At 59.4% G+C, this 19,451-nt stretch carries 24 protein-coding genes; 13 read left to right on the top strand and 11 right to left on the bottom strand.

Annotated features, from left to right (window positions below; all coding sequences use genetic code 11):
* The first annotated feature begins 123 nt into the window (after nucleotides 1-123).
* Nucleotides 124-786, top strand: coding sequence for a hypothetical protein (locus tag EOL43_RS07935; protein WP_133487298.1), 663 nt, complete (start codon nucleotides 124-126; stop codon nucleotides 784-786).
* A 60-nt stretch (nucleotides 787-846) separates the two neighbouring features.
* On the opposite strand, the gene EOL43_RS07930 is transcribed toward EOL43_RS07935, so the two are convergent.
* Both EOL43_RS07930 and EOL43_RS07925 read right to left on the bottom strand, forming a co-directional pair.
* Entirely contained in the window at nucleotides 847-1,560 is a 714-nt protein-coding gene (locus tag EOL43_RS07930) for an SOS response-associated peptidase (RefSeq protein WP_133487296.1), read from the bottom strand.
* Between the two features lie 99 nt (nucleotides 1,561-1,659).
* Nucleotides 1,660-2,220 (bottom strand): FMN-dependent NADH-azoreductase, encoded by a 561-nt coding sequence (locus EOL43_RS07925; RefSeq protein ID WP_133487294.1) that lies wholly within the window; start codon nucleotides 2,218-2,220, stop codon nucleotides 1,660-1,662.
* Nucleotides 2,221-2,344: 124 nt separating this feature from the next.
* On the opposite strand from EOL43_RS07925, the gene EOL43_RS07920 reads away from it, so the two are divergent.
* Complete coding sequence (locus EOL43_RS07920) at nucleotides 2,345-3,238, top strand: LysR family transcriptional regulator (protein ID WP_133487292.1); 894 nt, start codon at nucleotides 2,345-2,347, stop codon at nucleotides 3,236-3,238.
* Here the strand turns inward: EOL43_RS07920 and EOL43_RS07915 are convergent.
* A complete protein-coding gene (locus EOL43_RS07915; protein ID WP_133487290.1) occupies nucleotides 3,235-3,567 on the bottom strand; it encodes an ArsR/SmtB family transcription factor in 333 nt (110 codons plus the stop codon). The genes EOL43_RS07920 and EOL43_RS07915 overlap by 4 nt on opposite strands.
* 229 nt (nucleotides 3,568-3,796) lie before the next feature.
* Between EOL43_RS07915 and EOL43_RS07910 the strand changes: the two genes are divergently transcribed.
* From EOL43_RS07910 to EOL43_RS07890, 5 genes are all read left to right on the top strand, one after another.
* Nucleotides 3,797-4,135 carry an AtpZ/AtpI family protein gene (locus tag EOL43_RS07910; RefSeq protein ID WP_133487288.1) on the top strand — a complete coding sequence of 113 codons (339 nt, stop codon included), beginning with the start codon at nucleotides 3,797-3,799 and terminating at the stop codon, nucleotides 4,133-4,135.
* Between the two features lie 40 nt (nucleotides 4,136-4,175).
* A complete protein-coding gene (locus EOL43_RS07905; RefSeq protein WP_133487448.1) occupies nucleotides 4,176-4,979 on the top strand; it encodes a F0F1 ATP synthase subunit A in 804 nt (267 codons plus the stop codon).
* 62 nt (nucleotides 4,980-5,041) lie between these two features.
* On the top strand, nucleotides 5,042-5,278 hold the full coding sequence (locus EOL43_RS07900) for a F0F1 ATP synthase subunit C (protein ID WP_055188564.1): 237 nt from the start codon (nucleotides 5,042-5,044) through the stop codon (nucleotides 5,276-5,278).
* A gap of 76 nt (nucleotides 5,279-5,354) precedes the next feature.
* Nucleotides 5,355-5,894, top strand: coding sequence for a F0F1 ATP synthase subunit B' (locus tag EOL43_RS07895; protein ID WP_133487286.1), 540 nt, complete (start codon nucleotides 5,355-5,357; stop codon nucleotides 5,892-5,894).
* Nucleotides 5,895-5,898: 4 nt separating this feature from the next.
* Nucleotides 5,899-6,459 carry a F0F1 ATP synthase subunit B gene (locus EOL43_RS07890; protein ID WP_133487284.1) on the top strand — a complete coding sequence of 187 codons (561 nt, stop codon included), beginning with the start codon at nucleotides 5,899-5,901 and terminating at the stop codon, nucleotides 6,457-6,459.
* A 68-nt stretch (nucleotides 6,460-6,527) separates the two neighbouring features.
* Here the strand turns inward: EOL43_RS07890 and EOL43_RS07885 are convergent, their stop codons facing one another.
* The 3 genes from EOL43_RS07885 to EOL43_RS07875 all read right to left on the bottom strand — a co-directional run bounded on the left by EOL43_RS07885 (nucleotide 6,528) and on the right by EOL43_RS07875 (nucleotide 9,038).
* Nucleotides 6,528-7,283: a FadR/GntR family transcriptional regulator gene (locus EOL43_RS07885; RefSeq protein ID WP_133487282.1), complete on the bottom strand. Its 756-nt coding sequence runs from the start codon at nucleotides 7,281-7,283 to the stop codon at nucleotides 6,528-6,530.
* Between the two features lie 130 nt (nucleotides 7,284-7,413).
* On the bottom strand, nucleotides 7,414-8,076 hold the full coding sequence (locus EOL43_RS07880) for a YiaD family glycine zipper/OmpA-like lipoprotein (RefSeq protein ID WP_133487280.1): 663 nt from the start codon (nucleotides 8,074-8,076) through the stop codon (nucleotides 7,414-7,416).
* A 101-nt stretch (nucleotides 8,077-8,177) separates the two neighbouring features.
* A complete protein-coding gene (locus tag EOL43_RS07875; protein ID WP_133487278.1) occupies nucleotides 8,178-9,038 on the bottom strand; it encodes a methylated-DNA--[protein]-cysteine S-methyltransferase in 861 nt (286 codons plus the stop codon).
* Between the two features lie 116 nt (nucleotides 9,039-9,154).
* Between EOL43_RS07875 and nth the strand changes: the two genes are divergently transcribed.
* Nucleotides 9,155-9,799 carry an endonuclease III gene (gene nth / locus EOL43_RS07870; protein ID WP_133487276.1) on the top strand — a complete coding sequence of 215 codons (645 nt, stop codon included), beginning with the start codon at nucleotides 9,155-9,157 and terminating at the stop codon, nucleotides 9,797-9,799.
* Entirely contained in the window at nucleotides 9,796-10,797 is a 1,002-nt protein-coding gene (locus EOL43_RS07865) for an adenosine kinase (protein ID WP_133487273.1), read from the top strand. Before nth ends, EOL43_RS07865 begins: the two co-directional genes overlap by 4 nt.
* Nucleotides 10,798-10,851: 54 nt before the next feature.
* Here the strand turns inward: EOL43_RS07865 and EOL43_RS07860 are convergent, their stop codons facing one another.
* Together EOL43_RS07860 and EOL43_RS07855 are read right to left on the bottom strand one after the other, a co-directional pair.
* On the bottom strand, nucleotides 10,852-11,268 hold the full coding sequence (locus EOL43_RS07860; protein WP_133487271.1) for an OsmC family protein: 417 nt from the start codon (nucleotides 11,266-11,268) through the stop codon (nucleotides 10,852-10,854).
* A gap of 26 nt (nucleotides 11,269-11,294) precedes the next feature.
* The gene (locus tag EOL43_RS07855) at nucleotides 11,295-12,113 is read right to left on the bottom strand and encodes a sulfotransferase family protein (RefSeq protein WP_133487269.1); all 819 of its coding nucleotides are present in this window, start codon (nucleotides 12,111-12,113) and stop codon (nucleotides 11,295-11,297) included.
* Nucleotides 12,114-12,263: 150 nt separating this feature from the next.
* On the opposite strand from EOL43_RS07855, the gene EOL43_RS07850 reads away from it, so the two are divergent.
* From EOL43_RS07850 to polA, 4 genes are all read left to right on the top strand, one after another.
* A complete protein-coding gene (locus tag EOL43_RS07850) occupies nucleotides 12,264-13,841 on the top strand; it encodes a DUF5928 domain-containing protein (protein WP_133487267.1) in 1,578 nt (525 codons plus the stop codon).
* 3 nt (nucleotides 13,842-13,844) lie between these two features.
* Nucleotides 13,845-14,228: a histidine triad nucleotide-binding protein gene (locus tag EOL43_RS07845; RefSeq protein WP_133487265.1), complete on the top strand. Its 384-nt coding sequence runs from the start codon at nucleotides 13,845-13,847 to the stop codon at nucleotides 14,226-14,228.
* A gap of 69 nt (nucleotides 14,229-14,297) precedes the next feature.
* A complete protein-coding gene (locus tag EOL43_RS07840; RefSeq protein ID WP_133487263.1) occupies nucleotides 14,298-14,486 on the top strand; it encodes a zinc-finger domain-containing protein in 189 nt (62 codons plus the stop codon).
* Between the two features lie 94 nt (nucleotides 14,487-14,580).
* Nucleotides 14,581-17,373, top strand: coding sequence for a DNA polymerase I (gene polA / locus EOL43_RS07835; protein WP_133487261.1), 2,793 nt, complete (start codon nucleotides 14,581-14,583; stop codon nucleotides 17,371-17,373).
* Between the two features lie 72 nt (nucleotides 17,374-17,445).
* Here polA and EOL43_RS07830 read toward each other — a convergent pair whose 3' ends face one another.
* From EOL43_RS07830 to EOL43_RS07820, 3 genes are all read right to left on the bottom strand, one after another.
* Nucleotides 17,446-18,165, bottom strand: a complete 720-nt coding sequence (locus EOL43_RS07830) for a helix-turn-helix transcriptional regulator (protein WP_133487259.1) — start codon at nucleotides 18,163-18,165, stop codon at nucleotides 17,446-17,448.
* Nucleotides 18,166-18,168: 3 nt separating this feature from the next.
* Complete coding sequence (locus tag EOL43_RS07825; protein WP_133487257.1) at nucleotides 18,169-18,537, bottom strand: VOC family protein; 369 nt, start codon at nucleotides 18,535-18,537, stop codon at nucleotides 18,169-18,171.
* Between the two features lie 75 nt (nucleotides 18,538-18,612).
* A complete protein-coding gene (locus EOL43_RS07820; protein WP_133487255.1) occupies nucleotides 18,613-19,371 on the bottom strand; it encodes a hydroxypyruvate isomerase family protein in 759 nt (252 codons plus the stop codon).
* Between the last annotated feature and the right edge of the window lie 80 nt (nucleotides 19,372-19,451).

Here is a 19,451-nt window from a genome sequence, read left to right as displayed (position 1 = left end):
TAAGCGTTTTGACGCCGAAACCAAGAAACTCCCCTTGCGCCTTTGCCGCGAACCGCGCACATCCGTGGCGATGACAAGGTCCATCCCGTGACCTTGTGCAGATAACGAATTGAGGATGTCGACATGAACAAGTCCATTATCGCCCTTCTGGTTGTGATCGCTGCCGGTTTTGGCGGCTACAAGTGGTACGAAGGTAATCAGGCCAAGATCGCGGCTGAAGAGGCTGCTGCTGTTGCGGCTGCGGAAGCCAAAGCTGCTGAGGAAGCCGCTGCTGCGGAAGCTGCTGCCGCCGAAGCTGAAGCCAAGGCCGCCGAAGAAGCCGCTGCCGCCGAGGCGGCCGCGGCTGCTGAAGCTGCTGCCGCCGCCGCCGAAGCTGCTGCCGCTGCTGCCACCGAAGCCGCAACCACTGCTGTTGAAGGCGCAATGGAAGCTGTTGGCGAAGCTGTGACTGACATCGTTGGCGAAAATGGTGCCGTGACCGAGGCTCTGGACGCCGCGACCAACGCTGCAACCGAAGCTGTTGCCGGCGCTGTGGAAGATGCCGCTGCTGCGGTAACCGGCGAAACTGCCGAGGCCGCGGCCGAAGCGCCTGCAGAAGAAGCCGCTGCCGAAGATCTGTTGACCGCCGAAGGGTTCGATGCGGCCAAAGTGGGTGAGATGATCGACGGCTCGTCGCTGGATGACGCCACCAAAGTGGCCCTGAAAGCGGCTGCGGATGCCGCTGCCAGCAACCCGGCTCTGCTTCAGGCCGCTCTGGATCAGATCAAAGCAGCGCTGGGCATGTAAGCTTAGGCTTCACAGAGAATTCCAAAGCCGCGCAGAGAGATCTGCGCGGCTTTTTTCGTATCAGTCCCCGAAATCGAAACTGCCGGTGCCGACGGGTTCGATCAATTGCGGGCCATCATCTTTCATGCCGAACTTTGCCACCTGATGCGTCTGGAACCGCCCCGTCCAATGGGTGCCGAAGGTTGCGCGGATCTCGTCATCCGGGGCGGCATGATCCATCCACTGCGCCGCTTCCTCGGCCGAGAGCATCACCGGCATCCTCGGGTGGATGTCGTGGATCTCGGGCAGGGCAGGGCGGGTCAGGATGGTGCAGGTCTCGCGTCCGTCCGCCAAGGTGCTGCGCAGCCCGGCAAACAGCGTTAGCGGATCGTTTTGCTGCAGAGAGATATAGTTGGGCTGGCGATTGGTTTTCGGACCGCTCCATTCATAATATCCCATCGCAGGGATCACGCAGCGCGCGTGACGCCATGCCTCGCGAAAGGTGGGCTTTTCGTGTGCGGTTTCGATCTTGGCGTTGAAGGTGGTCGCTTTCCATTCTTCCGCCGAACCTTTGAACCAATGCGGCACCAGCCACCAGCGCGCGGTCGAGGCGATCAGGTTTTCCCCCTGCGGGAACAGGATGTTCACCTGTTGCGTGGGTTTCACATTATATCCGGTCGCGGCAGGCGGCGCGTCGCTGGCAATGACGACCGAGCGACTGGGATAGATAAACCCTTCGATAATGGCCGCCATCTGGGCCTGCGTCATCTCGCCTGCGATCAGTCTTCCACACATGAGGAAAGCTTGCCTGCAATTTCACGGGCTGTCCATGCCGTGCGGCGCATACAAAAACGGGGCCAAGCCCGGCCCCGTTTCGCGTCTATTGGTCTGGTCTTAAGCGGCAAGCGCCTGAATGGCGTTTTCGGCCTCTTCCAGACCCGCTTCGCCCGCGGCGCCAACGAAGGACACGTCCGTCAGGCCCATGAAGCCCAGAACATGGGTCAGATAGGGCGAGGCGAATTCGTAAGGTGCGCCCACCGGCGTCCCGCCCGAGGCGCTGACCACGATCACGCGCTTACCCTCTAGCAGGCCAACCGGGCCAGTTTCAGTATATTTAAAGGTCACTCCAACGCGCGCCAGCTGGTCGATCCAGGCTTTCAGGGTCGAAGGCACCGAGAAGTTGTAGACGGGCATCGAGATTACGATCAGGTCGGCGGCCTGAACTTCGGCCACAATGTCGTCCGACAGGGCAAGCGCAGCTTTGTCGGCGTCGCTGCGGGCTTCGGGCGGGGTGAATGTCGCGCGGGTGAAGTCTGCATCAATATGCGGAATGCCCTCGCCCAGGTTGCGGGTGGTGACTGTGGCGTCTGCGTAGCGGGCCAGAACGTCATCAGCCAGTTTGCGCGAAAGCGAGCTGTCGGTGCGGGTCGAGCTGTCGATACGAAGGATATGCATAGGATGTCTCCGAGTATGTTTGTGTCTGTTGAGGAGAATGTGTGACCTTGCATTTCCGAACGCAATCTGAGTAAATCAACATATTATGTGTGAAAATGCACATACGTAGACACAGGAGGCCCGCATGGACCATTGGGATGAAATCCGTACCGCCTATCATGTGGCCCGCGCTGGTACCGTCAGCGGGGCGGCGGACAGTCTGGGCATCCACCACGCGACGGTGATCCGCCATGTAGATTCGCTTGAAGCACGAATGGGTGTGAAGCTGTTCCAACGCCACGCGCGCGGCTATACCCCGACCGAGGCGGGGGCGGATCTGGCGCGCATCGCCTCGACCACGGAAGAGCAATTCGCGCAATTGGGCACACGGCTGAAAGGGCAGGGCGAGGATGTCTCGGGCGAGGTGGTCGTTACAGCGCTCGCCTCGTTTTCCCCGCGACTGACCCCGGTTCTGGCCGACTTTCAGCACGCCCACCCGAATACCGTGATCCGTCTGCGCACGGGGCTGCGTCTATTTCGGCTGGAATATGGCGAGGCTCATGTGGCGGTTCGCGCTGGAACAGCCCCGCAAGAACCCGACAACGTCGCCCAGCGGTTTCTGCAGATGGACCTCTCGCTTTATGTGTCGCCAGAATATGTAGAGCGTTATGGGCTGCCGACCGAGGATACGCTGGACAAGCACAGGTTTATCGGCGGGGATGATATCCATTCACGCGCACCCTTCGCGCGGTGGATGGCAGAGAACATCCCGAACGAGAACGTCACATTCCGTGTGACTGATGATGTGTCGATGCAGCAGGCATTGCTCTCGGGGGCGGGTGTGGGCTTTGCAGTACGCGGAGAGCACCCAGAGCTGATCGAAATCATGCCGCCACAGCCCGAATGGCGGTCCGAATTCTGGCTGGTGACGCATGTGGACCTGCATCGCACAGCGAAGGTGCAGGCCGTGCTGAACTGGCTAAAAGATGCTGCAAGGCACTGGGCTGCGACGGATCCGGCGATCAGGTTGCCTGACTAAAGACTGTCGTCGCGTAGTTCTTCTTCCAAGAACCGCTCGAACGCATCCAGATTGACGGGCTCGAACTGTCCAAAGCCCTGCATCCAGACGGACGCTTCGCGCAGCGCGCCGGGGTCCAGTTTGCACCATTTCACACGCCCGCGCTTTTCCTGTGCGATCAAGCCAGCCCGCGACAGGATCGTCAGGTGTTTCGAGATCGCTGCCAGAGACATTTCGAACGGTTCGGCCACGTCGGTGACGGCCATGTCATCTTCCAGAAGCATGGTCAGGATGGCGCGGCGTGTCGGGTCGGACAGGGCGGCGAAGACAAGGTCAAGGCGGGTTTCCATGTCTAAGGGCCTAGGGCGCACGCGATCAATCGTCAACCAATCGGTTAAATAAACGCTTTTGGGCGGATTCCGGTGGTTGGGGCAACGCTTGGGGTGGGCGAGAATCTGGGTTGGCAGGAAAGTATATAAATATCAGTGGCTTACAGTTTCTCGTGTTGGCGCTAAACGCCGTTGACTCATTGCCCCTCACCCCTTAGCACTCCCCCTAACCGTCACCGGAGGATTTTTCGTGTCCGACCACCCTGATCCCGAGCGCCTGAAAGAGCTCGACGCCCGCATCAAAGCGGCGAAAGGGGAAGAGGAAGAGACGAAAACTGGCGACGAGGCCTACAACCAGGCATCGCTTGCTTGGCAGATGGTCATAGAGCTTACAGTCGGTCTGGTGATCGGCTTTGGCATCGGATACGGGCTGGACAGTCTTTTGGGGACCAAGCCGATATTCATGGTGCTGTTCATATTGTTGGGCTTTGCCGCAGGCATGAAGGTCATGTTGGCGACCGCGGCCCAGATGCAGAAGAAAGCAGGGGATGCGTCCGATACGCAGGCCTCTGACAAGAAAGAGGGATAGGAACGTGGCTGAACAAGGCGCAAAACAGGGTGCAGGCCCGATCATCAAGATTGCATTCTTTGCCGTTCTGGCAGTGGTTCTGCTGTCGGGCGTGCTGTTCTCGCCTGCACATCCTGGCCTGGCCATCCACCCGATGGATCAGTTCGAAATCAAACCGCTGTTTGGTGACGGCAAGCTGGGCATGTTCACGGTGACCAACCAGACCCTGTGGATGGTTCTGGCCATCGTTGGCATCGTGCTGATGCTGGTTGTTGGCTCGCGCGGCCGTGCAATCGTCCCGACCCGCGGTCAGTCGGTTGCCGAAATGGCCTACGGCTTTGTTTACAAGATGGTCGAGGACGTGGCCGGCAAAGACGCCGTGAAATACTTCCCCGGCATCATGACCCTGTTCATGTTCATCCTGTTCGCCAACTTCCTGGGTCTGATCCCGACCTCGTTCACCGCCACCAGCCACATCGCTGTGACCGCTGTGCTGGCCATGATCGTGTTCGTCTTCGTGACCGTGCTGGGCTTCGTCAAGAACGGCGCTGGCTTCCTGGGTCTGTTCTGGGTGTCGGCCGCGCCGCTGCCGCTGCGCCCGATCCTGGCGATCATCGAACTGATCTCGTACTTCGTGCGCCCCGTCAGCCACTCCATTCGTTTGGCTGGTAACGTGATGGCTGGCCACGCAGTTATCAAAGTATTCGCCGGCTTCGCTGCTGCCCTGGGCATGTTCAGCTTCCTGCCGATCCTGGCCATCTCGGCCGTCTACGCACTGGAAGTGCTCGTAGCCTTCATCCAGGCTTACGTGTTCACCATCCTGACCTGCGTATACCTGAAAGACGCTCTGCATCCGTCGCACTAAGCGACGGCTGCGGCCCGCTCACACTACCTAATTCAAGCATTCCAACGTAAGGAGAAACGAAAATGGAAGGCAATATCGCTCAAATGGGTCAATTCATCGGTGCAGGTCTGGCAGCTATCGGTTCGGGTGCCGCCGCTATCGGTGTAGGCCACGTTGCTGGTAACTTCCTGGCCGGTGCTCTGCGCAACCCGTCGGCTGCTGCCGCTCAGACCGCGACCCTGTTCATCGGTATCGCATTTGCAGAAGCCCTGGGCATCTTCTCGTTCCTGGTCGCTCTGCTGCTGATGTTTGCTGTCTAAGACCTGAACCATCCTTACGCCGGGGCGAGGCGTCAGCGTTTCGCCCCAAGTAACTCGGTTCCAGAGGACTTAAGACATGGCAAGTAACACACATAGCACAGAAGCAGCACACGGTGGCGCTGAAGCCGCTGGCATGCCGCAACTGGACTTCTCGACCTTCGGGAACCAGATTTTCTGGCTCGTGGTGACGCTGGTCGTGATCTACTTTGTCCTGACCAAGATTGCTCTGCCCCGTATCGAGGCTGTGCTGTCTGAACGTCAGGGTACGATCACCAACGATCTGGCTGCTGCCGAAGAGCTGAAGCAGAAGGCTGTCGAAGCCGAAGAAGCTTACAACAAGGCCCTGGCTGACGCCCGTGCGGAAGCAAACAAGATTGTTGCTGAAGCGCGCGCTGAAATTCAGGCTGATCTGGATGCAGCTGCTGCCAAGGCAGATGCTGAGATCTCCGCCAAGGCTGCCGAAAGCGAAGCCGCGATCGCCGAGATCCGCGCCGGTGCTGTCGACAGCGTCAAGGCCGTCTCCAAGGATGCCGTTAAGGAAATCCTGGGTTCGATGGGCTACAAGGCGGACGCCAAGTCGGTAACTGCGGCTGTGACCGCACGGATGAAAGGGTAAACTGATGAAGAAACTCGCAGTTCTCCCCTTCGCTCTGGCCGCAAGCCCGGTATTTGCCGCAGGCGACGCTGGCTGGACCGATCTGTCCAACACCAACATGGTTGTCACCCTGGCATTCCTGTTGTTCGTGACCTTCCTTGGTTACATGGGCGTGCACAAAATGTTGGGCGGTCAGCTCGACAAACGTGCCGAAGGCATCAAGTCGGAACTCGACGAAGCCCGTGCCCTGCGCGAAGAAGCCCAGACTGTTCTGGCCTCTTATGAGCGCAAGCAAAAGGAAGTGGCTGAACAGGCCGAGCGCATCGTTGCGCACGCCAAGGAAGAAGCAGCTAACGCTGCGGCTCAAGCCAAAGAAGATCTGAAAGCTTCGATCGCACGCCGTCTGGCTGCTGCTGAAGACCAGATCGCATCGGCTGAAGCGGCTGCCGTGAAAGAAGTGCGCGACAGCGCAGTTCAGGTTGCTGTTGGCGCTGCCCGCGACATGATCGCCAAGCAGATGACCGCAACCGACGGCAACAAGCTGATCGACGAGGCCATCAAGGACGTGGAAGCTAAGCTGCACTAAGCAGACTATTCCAACGACTTACGAAAGACCCGGCCCCTGAGGCCGGGTTTTTCATTTGAGGCGGCCGCTTAGCGCTGCATCTCGTAGTCCAGCCTTTGCTGCGCGACCTCCTCATTCCGTTCGGTGCGACGCAGGTCGGTATAGGCTTGCGCCACAAAGTCCATATGCGCCTCGATCGCGGTGCGTGCGGCTTTGGGATCGCGGATTTGCAAGGCGTCGTTGATGGCGCGGTGCTGTTCCAGCAGGTCCATCCGCGTGTTGGTGATTTGCACGACAACCTGACGATTATAGAGGATGCCTTGCTTCAGCAGGTCATACATAGCGCGCATCATGTGGACCATCAGCACATTGTGACTGGCTTCGATGATCGCCATGTGGAAATCACTGTCCAGATCGGCGCCTTGGCCCTCCGGTGCCTTCTCCATCTTATGGAAGATCTCGTTGATGACGGCCAAATCCGTGTCAGACCCGAGTTTCGCCGCGCGCTCGGCGGCCAGCCCTTCCAGGTCGCGGCGGAAGGCGATGTAGTCATAGACGGCCTCGTCGTGGCGCGCGAAAAGGCTGGTGAGGGCAGGGGGGAACGAGCTGTCCAGATCGTTAGAGATAAAGATCCCCGCACCGGCCCGACGCGATAGAAGCCCCGAAGCTTCAAGTTCGGCCAGCGCATCACGCAGGGATGGACGCGACACGCCAAGGCGATCCGCCAGATCTCGTTCCGAGGGCAGACGCTCTCCAGGGCGCAACACACCGCGTAAAATCAAAAGCTCGATCTGTTCGACCACGGATTTTGACAGCTTGCTTGCGGCGATTTTCTGAAAGGGCATGAAGGTCTCGTCGGCGTCTCGTATGAATTGGTCAGATTATATGACCACATCCCGGCGCTGGCCTCAAACAAAAAAGCCGGGCACGGGGCCCGACTTTTCCGCGTCGTACTGACGACACTGGTATGAACGCTTAGGCCTGCGTGGGGCGGATGACGATTTCGACCCGGCGGTTTTGCTGACGACCATAAGCGTCTAGGTTCGACGCGATGGGCTGGTCCTCGCCATAGCCGATGGTCTGAACACGCCAGCTGGGCACGCCATTCGCCGTCAGGACCGAGGCCACGGCAGCCGCGCGATTGCGCGACAGCGACAGGTTGTAGTCCGCGCTGCCTACGTTGTCGGTGTGGCCCCGTACCTCGACGACCGAGTTCGGATACTGCATCAGGTTGCGCGACAGAGCCGCCAGATCGCTGCGCAGGGCTTGGCTGATCTGGATGCTATCCGTGGCGAACAGGATGTCCTGCGGCATTGTTACGATCAGCTCGCTGCCGGTGTTGACGATCTTCACGTCGTCATTGTCGATGGCCTGACGCAGGTCGCCTGCTTGCTTGTCCAGCTGCTGTCCAATCGCGCCGCCAATCACGCCGCCAATAACGGCACCTACGGCGGCCTTGCCCAGCTTGCCGTCACCCTTGCGGGTCGCGCCAAACAGCCCGCCAGCAATCGCGCCAATCGCGGCACCATTTTGGGTGCGCGGTCCCATGTTCGCGGTGGGGCTTGTGGGGGAAGTACAGGCGCTGGTGGCCAGTCCGGCGATCAGGCCGAACGAGAGAATCATATGTCTTGGTTGCATACTGCGGTCCTCGGTTTGTTTTCTTGTTCTCCATACAGAAAAGGGCCCTGTTATCGAATAACAAGGCCCTGTTATGGGGAAACTTGTCGGAAAACAGACGCTTACCCGGTACGCTCTTGTTCCAATTCTGCGCTTTCCCACGCCAGCAAAGCGCGCTTCACTGGAAGACCCCAGTGATAACCCCCGAGCGCTCCGGATTTGCGTAGGGCGCGGTGGCACGGGATCAGCCAGCTGACCGGGTTTCGTCCGACCGCAGTGCCCACGGCGCGTACGGCGCGGGGCTGTCCGATTTTCTCGGCGATCTGTCCATAGGTGGTGACGTGGCCCGAAGGGATCGACAAAAGCGCCTCCCAGACTTTGATCTGTAGGGGCGATCCGATTAGATGCAGTGGGGTCTTTCCGTCCTCGCCCAGTTCGGTGTCATAGGCCGCCAGAACCCAAGGCCGCAGAAACATCGGATCTTCAATAAACGTGGCATTCGGCCAGCGCGAGGTCAGATCCTCGAAGGTTTCCTCAACCCCGGTCTCATCCGCAAATCCGATGCCGCAGATGCCGCGTTCCGTGCCCATCACAAGCGACGCCCCGAACGGGCTGTCAAACCAGCCCCAATAGATCGTCAACCCCTCGCCCTTCTTGGCATACTCGCCCGGGCTCATCGCCTCCCAGCGCAGGAAAAGGTCATGCAGGCGACCCTGACCCGACAGGCCAACCGACTGCGCCGTCTCTAGGGTCGAGAACCGCTCGGCCAGCAATGTTTTGGCGTGGCCCAGCGTCAGAAACTGTTGATAGCGTTTAGGCGACACACCGACCCAGCGCGAAAACACGCGCTGAAAATGTGCGGGCGACATGTCCATCTTCGCGGCCAAGCTGTCCAGTGACAGCGTCTCGCCGCCTGCCGCGTCGATCTCGTCAATCGCGCGGCGGATCACGTTGTAGTGGTAGCTGTCTTCAGTCGGTGTCATCTTTGACCTCATGCGTCTATGCCACGAGCTTGCCTTTTCTATCCCGGCAAGGCGACCCGGAAATTGCGCATTGAACGTGGCTCGCGTAAGACGATCTGCGGAAATGGATGGACGCGATGGCAAAACAACTCGGATATCATCAGATCCGCGAGATCTTTGAGCGCTTCCGCGAACAGGAAGCCGAGCCCAAGGGCGAGCTGGAACATGTGAATGTCTACACGCTGGTCGTGGCGGTGGCCCTGTCGGCGCAGGCGACCGATGCGGGCGTGAACAAAGCCACGCGGGCGCTGTTCAAGGTGGCAGACACGCCGCAGAAGATGCTGGATCTGGGGCTTGAGGGGCTGACCGAGCATATCAAGACCATCGGGTTGTTTCGTCAGAAGGCGAAGAACGTGATGAAGCTGAGCCAGATCTTGGTGGATGAGTATGGGGGCGAGGTGCCGAACTCGCGCGCCGCCCTTCAGTCGCTGCCGGGCGTGGGGCGCAAGACGGCCAATGTGGTTCTGAACATGTGGTGGGGCGTGCCGGCGCAGGCCGTCGACACGCATATCTTCCGCGTTGGCAATCGCACCGGCATCGCCGTGGGTAAGAACGTCGATGCGGTTGAACGCGCGATCGAAGACAACATCCCCGCCGACTTTCAACAACATGCGCATCACTGGCTGATCCTGCATGGGCGCTATACCTGCAAGGCCCGCAAGCCAATGTGCGGAAACTGCATTATTCGGGACCTCTGTCCCTTCGAGGAAAAGAACTTATGACGAAAAAGTACAAGGTTGTCGGGATCGGCAACGCGGTTGTGGATGTCATCACCACCGCCGATGACAGCTTTCTGGAACTGATGGGTATCGAGAAGGGCATCATGCAACTGGTCGAAAAAGACCGGGCCGAGGTGCTCTATGCCGCGATGCAAGAACGAAAGCAGGCCGCAGGTGGTTCGGTTGCGAACACCATCGCCGGGATCGGAAACCTTGGTCTGACAACCGGCTTTGTGGGCCGCGTGCATGACGACGCGCTTGGCCATTTCTATGCCGACGCAATGGAGATGGACGGGACCCGTTTCGTGAACCCGCCGGTGCCGGGGGGCGAGCTGCCGACCTCGCGCTCGATGATTTTTGTCTCGCCCGATGGCGAGCGGTCGATGAACACCTATCTGGGCATCTCGGCCGAGCTGGGTCCAGACGACGTGGACCCCGAGGTCGCGGCGGACGCCGAGATCGTGTTCCTTGAAGGTTACCTGTTCGATAAGGACAAAGGAAAAGAGGCGTTCATCGCCATGGCCCGCGCCTGTCGTGCAGCGGGCGGTAAGGCCGGGATCGCGATTTCCGATCCGTTCTGTGTTGAACGTCACCGCACCGACTTCCTGATGTTGATCGAACACGAGCTGGACTATGTGATCGGCAACGAGGAAGAACTGAAGTCGCTGTTCCAGACTGACGATTTGGAAGTGGCAATGGCCAAAACCGCCGCAATCTGCCCGCTGGTGGCTTGTACACGCTCGGGTGACGGGGTGTCGATCTTGGCAGGTGGCGAACGTGTTGACGTGCCGGTCGAACGGATCGTCCCGGTGGATGCGACTGGGGCCGGGGATGGGTTTGCGGCCGGGTTCCTGTACGGTCTGGCCACGGGTGCGGATATGCGCACCTGCGGCGAGATGGGCTGCACCGTGGCAGGCGAGGTGATCCGCCATATCGGCCCGCGCGCAGATCGAAACCTACCCGCGCTGTTCCGCGAAAAAGGGTTGATCCAAGCCACATAATGAAAAAGCCCGGATCCTGCGATCCGGGCTTTCTTTATCTGGGGTAGGCGAGGCTTATTCGGTGTCCACGACCTCGAAATCGTGGGTGACGTTCGCCAAGGCGGCCATCATCGCCGAGGCGGAACAGTATTTGTCCACCGACAGCGAAATCGCGCGTTCCACTCTGGCTTCGCTGATCCCACGTCCTTTAACGATGAAATGCAGGTGGATTTTTTCGAAGACCTTCGGGTCAGTTTCTGCGCGTACGGCATCAACTTCGACCTGAACGTCTTCAATCGCCTGACGACCTTTTTCCAAAATCGACACCACGTCATAGGCTGAACAGCCTGCGGTTCCGATCAACAACAGCTCCATCGGGCTGGGGCCGGGGGTGCCTGCGCCGTCATGGCCCGTGCCCAGAACGATGTTGTGGCCGGTGCCAGAGGTGCCAATAAAGGTGCGGGCCTCGGCCCATTTTACGCGCGCTTTCATGTGCTTTCCTTCGCAGTCAGACAGGATCAGTCGCCCAGCTTGGCGTGGACCTCGTCCAGATCAATCTCGCCGATGGGCATTTTGTTCCCGGGATTTTCGAAGTCGTACTTAAACAACTCGAAGTCCTGTTTGAAGATCTCATAGACCAGATGCATCGACAGATCGTCGAAATAGTCCTCGACCGGGTGGGCGCGCTTGGGGCCGTGGCCTTCGCTTTCGTTGAAGCGTGGGATCTTGGCAAGGTCCACCGCATGCGGGGTGTCGATCGCGTCCAAGACGGACTGCATGCCGTCATTGAACTTCTCGGTCCAGAAGATGTTGTCGTAGCGCCCGCCATTCACAATGAAGGTTGAGACGTGGCCCGACATGGCCGACCAGTGAATGTCCGGCTCCATCGGTTTGCGCCAGCGGATGGTGTCGCGGGCAAACAGAAGGAAGCGGCGGAAGCTTTGGATCTGGTCAAACTCGAACCCGGTTTCCGGATCGCCCACCTCGATCCCGTATTTCTGGATCAAAAGCGGCACCAGATTACCGCGATAGCGGCGGCCATTGCGTTGGATGCCACAGATCTTGTCAAAGAAGCTGGACAGGATCCGGGTGTAGGGGTTGCGCACGCAGGTAAAGGCATAGCTTTTGTGATCGCGTACATTCGCCTCGATCTTCGGCTGCGAATAGTCCTGCGCCCATTTGTGCATCCGGTCTTTGCTGTCGTGAATGTCGCCATCAAAGAACTCGCCATGATCCGAATAGAACATGATCTGACCGATGGTCGAACAGGCACATTTGGGAACCACGCGATAGACTACACTTTCGCTTTCGGTCATCCAGATGCCGGGAAACCCCATAAAATACCTCGTCTTCTAAATACTTGGTTCGCGCAGATAGTTTGTTTGTGAACAGATTGCGTAAAAAAGTAAAGAATCTCTGTTTTTCTGATAGATGTTCACGTTATTTAGGTCGGGATATCGTCAATCCCAAAGGTCTTACGCGGTTACATGGCCAAAATTGCCTTCATTCTGTTGTGTCACAAAGACCCCGACTCCATCATCTCGCAAGCGCGGCAGCTGACGGCGGCGGGTGATTATATGGCGATCCACTTTGATGCGCGCGCCAAGCCCGAGGATTATCAGCGCATTCAGGACGCGTTGAAGGGCAATCCCAATGTGACCTTTGCCAAGAAGCGCATCAAATGCGGCTGGGGGGAGTGGTCCTTGGTGCAGGCGACCCTGAACGCGGTCGAAGCCGCGCTCGAGGCCTTCCCGCGCGCCACGCATTTCTACATGCTGTCAGGCGATTGCATGGCGATCAAATCGGCCGAATATGCCCATGAATTGCTGGACCGCGACGACGTCGACTATATCGAAAGTTTCGACTTCTTCGAAGGCGACTGGATCAAGACCGGCATGAAGGAAGAGCGGCTGATCTATCGCCACTTCCTGAACGAACGCAAACACAAGAAGCTGTTCTACACCTCGTTCCAGCTGCAAAAGAAACTGGGCCTGACGCGCGAAATCCCTGCCGACATCCAGGTGATGATCGGCAGCCAATGGTGGTGCCTGCGCCGGCGCACCGTCGAATGGGTGATGAAGTTCTGCCAAGAGCGCAAAGACGTGATGCGCTTCTTCCGCACCACATGGATTCCGGACGAGACCTTCTTTCAAACCATCGTGCGCCATCTGGTGCCTGACAGTGAAATCCGTACCAGTACGCTGACTTTCCTGATGTTCACCGACTATGGGATGCCGGTGACCTTCTATAACGACCACTATGATTTGCTGCTCAGCCAGAATTTCCTGTTTGCCCGCAAGATCAGCCCCGAAGCGACTGAGCTGAAGCAGCGGTTGGGGGATCTGTACGCGGCGAAGGGTGTGGAGTTCCAGATATCGAACGAAGGGCGCAGCCTGTTTCGCTTCCTGACCAGCCGTGGCCGTAATGGCGTACGTTTCGCGCCCCGCTTCTGGGAGGCCGAGGCCAGCTTGGGCCGCGAGCGTGAGCTACTGATTGTCGTGGCCAAGAAATGGCACGTGGCCAAACGGTTGGTGCACAAGATCAAAGACGTCACGGGGATCGAGACCATCGAATACCTGTTTGACGAAGACAGCTGCCCGATGCCTGATCTGGGCGGCATCCAAACCCAAATGAGCAAACGCGCGCGCCACCGCCGAGCGCTGATGCGGATGCTGTTCGAGTATTACGACACCGACCGTATGGTCGTGTGTATGGACCCCAAGAATATGGAGATGTTCCAGGACTTCTTCGCGGACCGTTGCACGACGCGGCTTTTGGAAATCGAAAGCGTCTTCACGGACGATTATCTGGCCGGACATGCCATCCGTATTGGGCTTGCGGGCGAGAATACATCGAAAGCGGCGATGGACCGGCTTTTGCCCACGATCCGCGCGGATGTGACGGGTGAAAGTGACCGGATCCGGGACGCGGGATTTCAGAACTACTATCGCATCAGCGAGCTGCGCGAGGCGCCGGAAAACGCGCTCGCCATTTCGCAATTCCTGTCGATCCAGCCCGATGAAGCGCTTCAGATCGCACAGACCAATCACCTGTTTGAGGACTGACCAATGCCCTACAGCTATGACGACCAGAATATCTTCGCCAAGATCCTGCGCGGCGAGATCCCGAATGACACCGTGTACGAGGATGAGCACGCGCTAGCGTTCAAGGACATCATGCCAAAAGCACCGCACCACGTTTTGGTGATTCCCAAAGGCCCGTATGTGACCTTCGATCATCTGGCCGCCGAAGGTTCGGACGCGGAAATCGTGGGCTTCACCCGTGCCGTAGGCAAGGTCTGCGCGCTTCTGGGGGTCGAGCCGGGCAATGCTGGCGACGGATACCGGCTGATTTCCAACGCGGGCGAGCATGGCGTGCAAGAGGTTCCGCATCTGCACATCCATATTCTGGCAGGCCGCCCCATCGGTCGCATGGTATCACGCGCGGATTGACGGTTCGCCCTTGCGGCACCACCCGCGCGGGGCGTAAATAGACCAACACAAATGACAGAGGTGTCTCACATGACCCAACCGGCTCCTGAAACCAAGATTGTTGACAGCTACAAGGTCTCTTGCGACGGCGGCGAGGGCGCGCTGGGCCACCCGCGCGTCTATTTGCAGATCCCGAACGAACATGGCTGGGTGGAATGCCCTTATTGCGATTGCAAGTTCGTCCACAAGGATCACGCAGACGACGACAAAGCCGCCTGATTTCTGCCGGGCTGCACTTAAATCCGGGCCGCGGGCTGGTGCCTCGCGGCCTTTTGCGTCTTAACTGGTCACACGCGTTTCAGGGGGAATTCCAATGAGCTTTGGCAAGGGTTGTCATCTGCATCTGGTCGACGGATCGGCCTTCATCTTTCGGGCCTATCACGCGCTGCCTCCGCTGACGCGCAAATCCGACGGGCTGCCCATTGGGGCGGTGGCCGGGTTCTGCAACATGCTGTTCAAGTTCATCGAAGATAACGCGGGCGCCGACGCGCCGACCCATGTCGCTGTGATTTTTGACCATTCCGGCAAGACCTTCCGAAGTGACATCTACCCCGAATACAAAGCGAACCGCCCCCCTGCGCCCGAAGACCTGCGCCCGCAGTTTCCGCTGACCCGCGACGCGACCCGCGCCTTCAATATCGCCTGTATCGAGGTCGAAGGGTTCGAGGCCGATGACATCATCGCCACCCTTGCCCGCCAAGCGGACGAGGCAGGCGGCCGCGTGACCATCCTGTCGTCCGACAAAGACCTGATGCAGCTTGTGGGCGGCGGTGTCGAAATGCTCGACCCGATGAAAAACAAACGTATCGGCGTCGAAGGCGTGGAAGAGAAATTCGGCGTCGGCCCCAACCGTGTCGTCGATGTGCAGGCGCTGGCAGGCGATAGTGTCGACAACGTCCCCGGCGCGCCCGGCATCGGCATCAAGACCGCCGCGCTTTTGATCAACGAATTCGGCGACCTCGACACGCTTCTGGAACGCGCCGAGGAGATCAAACAGCCCAAGCGCCGCCAAACCCTGATCGAGAAAGCCGACCAGATCCGTATCTCGCGCCAGCTGGTGAAGCTGGATGATCAGATGGACCTGGACGTGGCGTTTGAGGATCTTGAACTGAAGGACCCAGAACCTGAAACGCTGTTGAATTTCTTGGCTGAAATGGAGTTCCGCACGCTGACCAATCGCGTCGCGGGCAAGCTGGGGATGGACGCGCCCGAGATCGCGCAGCCAGAAGGCGGCGACGCGCCTGCAGCGCCGGAAATGCCCGCCATCGACCCCGAGAAATATGAGTGGGTTAAAGACATGGACGCGCTGGCCGCGTGGATCGACCGTGCCTATGCCCGTGGCTATGTGGCCTTCGACACGGAAACCACCGGCCTGAATGAAATGCTGGTCGATCTGGTCGGTATCTCGCTGGCCGTCGAGGCGGGCGAGGCTTGCTATATCCCGCTGACCCACAAGACCAGTCAGGCAGATGACCTGTTTGGCGGGTCAGATTTGGCCGAAGGACAATTGCCGCTTGATCAGGTGATTTCCGCGCTGAAACCGATGCTCGAGGATCCGGCGATCCTGAAAATCGGCCAGAACATGAAATACGACGCCAAGATATTGGCGCGCTATGGCGTAAATGTCGCCCCAATTGATGACACGATGCTGATGTCTTATGCCCAGAATGCGGGCCTGCACGGGCACGGCATGGACAAGCTGTCGGAAGAATACCTGTCGCACAGCCCGATCTCGATCAAATCTCTGTTGGGTACCGGCAAATCCGCGATCACCTTCGACCGCGTGCCGATTGAGGATGCGGTGAAATACGCGGCCGAGGATGCGGACATCACCCTGCGCCTTTGGCAAATCCTGAAACCGCGTCTGCACAGCAACCACGTCACCCGCGTCTATGAACGTCTGGAGCGTCCGCTGGTCCCCGTGCTGGCGCAGATGGAAATGACCGGCATCAAGGTCGACCGCGAGGTGCTGTCGCGCATGTCCAACGCCTTCGCCCAGAAGATGGCGGGGTATGAGGCTGAACTGCACGAGATTGCAGGGCGTGACTTCAACGTCCAATCCCCCGCGCAGGTGGGTGAGATCCTGTTTGGCGAGATGGAGCTACCCGGTGGCAAGAAAACCAAAACTGGCCAATGGTCGACACCTGCGGATGTGCTGGAAGATCTGGCCGCCGAACACCCCTTCGCGGCACGGGTTCTGGACTATCGCCAGCTGCAAAAGCTGAAATCGACCTATACGGACGCGCTGCAGGATCACATTCACCCTGAAACGGGCCGTGTGCATACGTCTTACCTGCAAACGGGGGCGAACACTGGGCGGATGGCGTCCAGCGATCCGAACCTGCAAAACATCCCCGTCCGGACCGAAGAAGGCCGCCGCATCCGCGAGGCTTTTATCGCGCCGGAGGGGACCAAGCTGATCAGCCTCGACTATAGCCAGATTGAGCTGCGCATTCTGGCCCATATGGCCGGGATCGACGCGCTGAAACAGGCTTTCCGCGACGGCCACGACATCCACGCCATGACGGCGAGTGAGATGTTCGATGTCCCACTGGACGAAATGACACCGGACATCCGCCGCCAGGCCAAAGCGATCAACTTTGGTGTGATCTATGGCATCTCGGGCTTCGGTCTGGCGCGCAACCTGCGCATTCCGCGCGCCGAAGCTCAGGGCTTCATCGACCGTTATTTCGAACGCTTCCCCGGCATTCGCAAATACATGGACACCACCATTGAGTTCGCCAAAGAACACAAGCGGGTCGAGACCCTCTTCAGTCGCCGCATCCACACGCCCGAAATCGGCGCAAAAGGCCCGCAGGCGGGCTTTGCCAAACGCGCCGCGATCAACGCGCCCATCCAAGGCACCGCCGCCGATATCATCCGCCGCGCCATGATCCGTATGCCGGACGCGATTGCCAAGCTGCCCGCCAAGATGCTCTTGCAGGTGCACGATGAACTGATCTTTGAGGTCGACGAGAACGCGGTGGACGAGGTGATCGAGACCGTGCGCCACGTTATGGAAGGTGCGGCGGAGCCCGCGATCAAACTGGACGTGCCGCTGGTGGTCGATGCGGGCATCGGAATGAACTGGGCCGAGGCGCACTAACACGCAGCCCCTCATTTTCTTGCCAGAAATATCCCGGGGTGAGCCCGGCACGGGCGAGGGGCAGCGCCCCTTTCACCTGACCGGCACATCCCCATCCCCGCGCGGGTCCAGCCCCTGCGCTTCCAACTTGTCGTAAAGCGCGTTCAGCCCCTTGTCGCGCTCTTCGCGGAAGCGGTCTCCGGTCGCAAACCCTTCGATCCGGTCGACACGGAACATACGGAAGTCTTCACGTAGCTCGCACCAGCCCACCACGGTCCAGCCATTGCGCCAAAGCCACAGCGCCAAGGGACGAATGGTCCGGGTCGACTTCGCGCCGACCTCATCCGCATAGGTCATGATCAACCGTAGCCGCGTATCAATGGCGCTCTCAATTTGGTCGATGAAATGGCGGTCGCGATCAGAGGGGCGCAAGGTGGGGCCGGCGTGGATCTCAACGCGCTTGGCTTGCGCCTCCAACGCTTCGGGCAACACCGCACGAATTTTGATCAGGGCTTCGCGGGCAGCGGTGGCCATCGCCGCCCCGCCCATCCGTTCGATCAAGTGGGTGCCAGCGATCACGGCCATGATTTCGTCGCGCGTAAACATGAGGGGCGGCATGTCGTAGCCCGCCCGCATGACGTATCCCACGCCCGCCTCGCCCTCGACGGGGACGCCGGATCCAATCAGGTCAGCGATGTCGCGGTAGATCGTGCGCTCGCTGACCTCGAGTTTTTCGGCCAGATCCCGCGCCGTGGTCAGCCGACCGCCTCGAAGCAGCTGAACAATCTGGAAAAGGCGGTCGGCACGGCGCATGGATCAGGCGGCTTTCGGTTCAAACATGCCGATCGCATTGCCATCGGGGTCCGAGGCATAGACGAAGCGCCCCATCGGCAGTGGGATCGGGTCGCTGGTTACTTTGCCTCCCGCGCCTTCGCAGCGTGCAATCGCGTCTTCCAGCGAGTCCGGCACCACCATGTGCACTGTCGGGCCACTGCCATCAACCGCAGGCTTTCCTGCATAGAGATGCCCGCCACCCGGTGCGTCGGTGCCACCAAAATCGGCCATCGGCACAGGGCCGGTGGTGTCGATCCTCATCGTCCATTTGAAGACAGTGCTATAGAAATTCACGGCTTTTTCCAGATTTGAAACGGGGATCTCGCTCCAGCATACAATCGTGGGGGTCATTGGGTCAGTCCTTTCATCAATGTTGATGACGCGGTTCTGACACACCCCTCCTGACAGCATAGTGTCAGGAGCCTGTCAGCCGAACCCCTTTATCCATGACAGCCCGTCTTCGGTTCGCCCTGCGGGGTGATATTCACCGCTGACCCAGCCCGCATAGCCCTCGTCATCCAACTGCCGGAACCACGCGGGATAATCGATCACGCCCGCTTCAGGCTCGTGTCGGTCGGGAATGCCGCCCACCTGAATATGGCGGGTCAGGTGTTTCACCTTCTCCCATGTGGCAGGCATGTCGCCGGTGATTTTGTGGGCGTGGTAGGCATCGAATTGCAGGTGCAGATTGGGGGCATTGACCTCGGCCAAAATGTCAGCGGCCAATGCGTAGTTCGACAGGAAATAGCCCGGCATGTCGTCCCGGTTAATGGGCTCGATGGTTAGGCTTTGATCAGGGGCCTGCGCTGCGGCCCAGGTCAGGTTCTCGACAAAAGCCGCGCGCGCGGCGTCGCCTTCTGCCGCGCCTGCCATGATGTGCAGATGCGTGGCGTTAAAGGCCTGTGCAAAGCGCAGTGCGCGTTTGAAGTCGTGACGAAATCGCTCTTGCCCATCCGGCGTCGCCGCAAAGCCGCGCGGACCGCCCGTCCAGTTGGGGGGTGGCGTGTTTATCAGCACCATCTGCAGACCGTTCGCGATCAGGCGCCGCCGAATATCCTTGGCTGCGTCGTCGTAAGGAAACAGCACCTCGACCGCTTCAAATCCCGCCTCGGCGGCGGCGTCGAACCGGTCTAGAAAGGGAAGCTCGGTGAACAGCAGGGTCAGGTTGGCGGCAAAACGGGGCATGGCGATCTTTGGATCCTTGTCGGCGGAGTCATGCCAAACTTGCCGATGGCGGTGTTTGACGCAAGGCAAAGGTGATGTAG

It is taken from the genome of Aliiroseovarius marinus, assembly GCF_004360145.1.
Classification (GTDB): Bacteria; Pseudomonadota; Alphaproteobacteria; order Rhodobacterales; family Rhodobacteraceae; genus Aliiroseovarius; species Aliiroseovarius marinus.
Note: the sequence above shows the minus strand (reverse complement) of the source record. Positions and strands in the feature narration are given on the sequence as shown.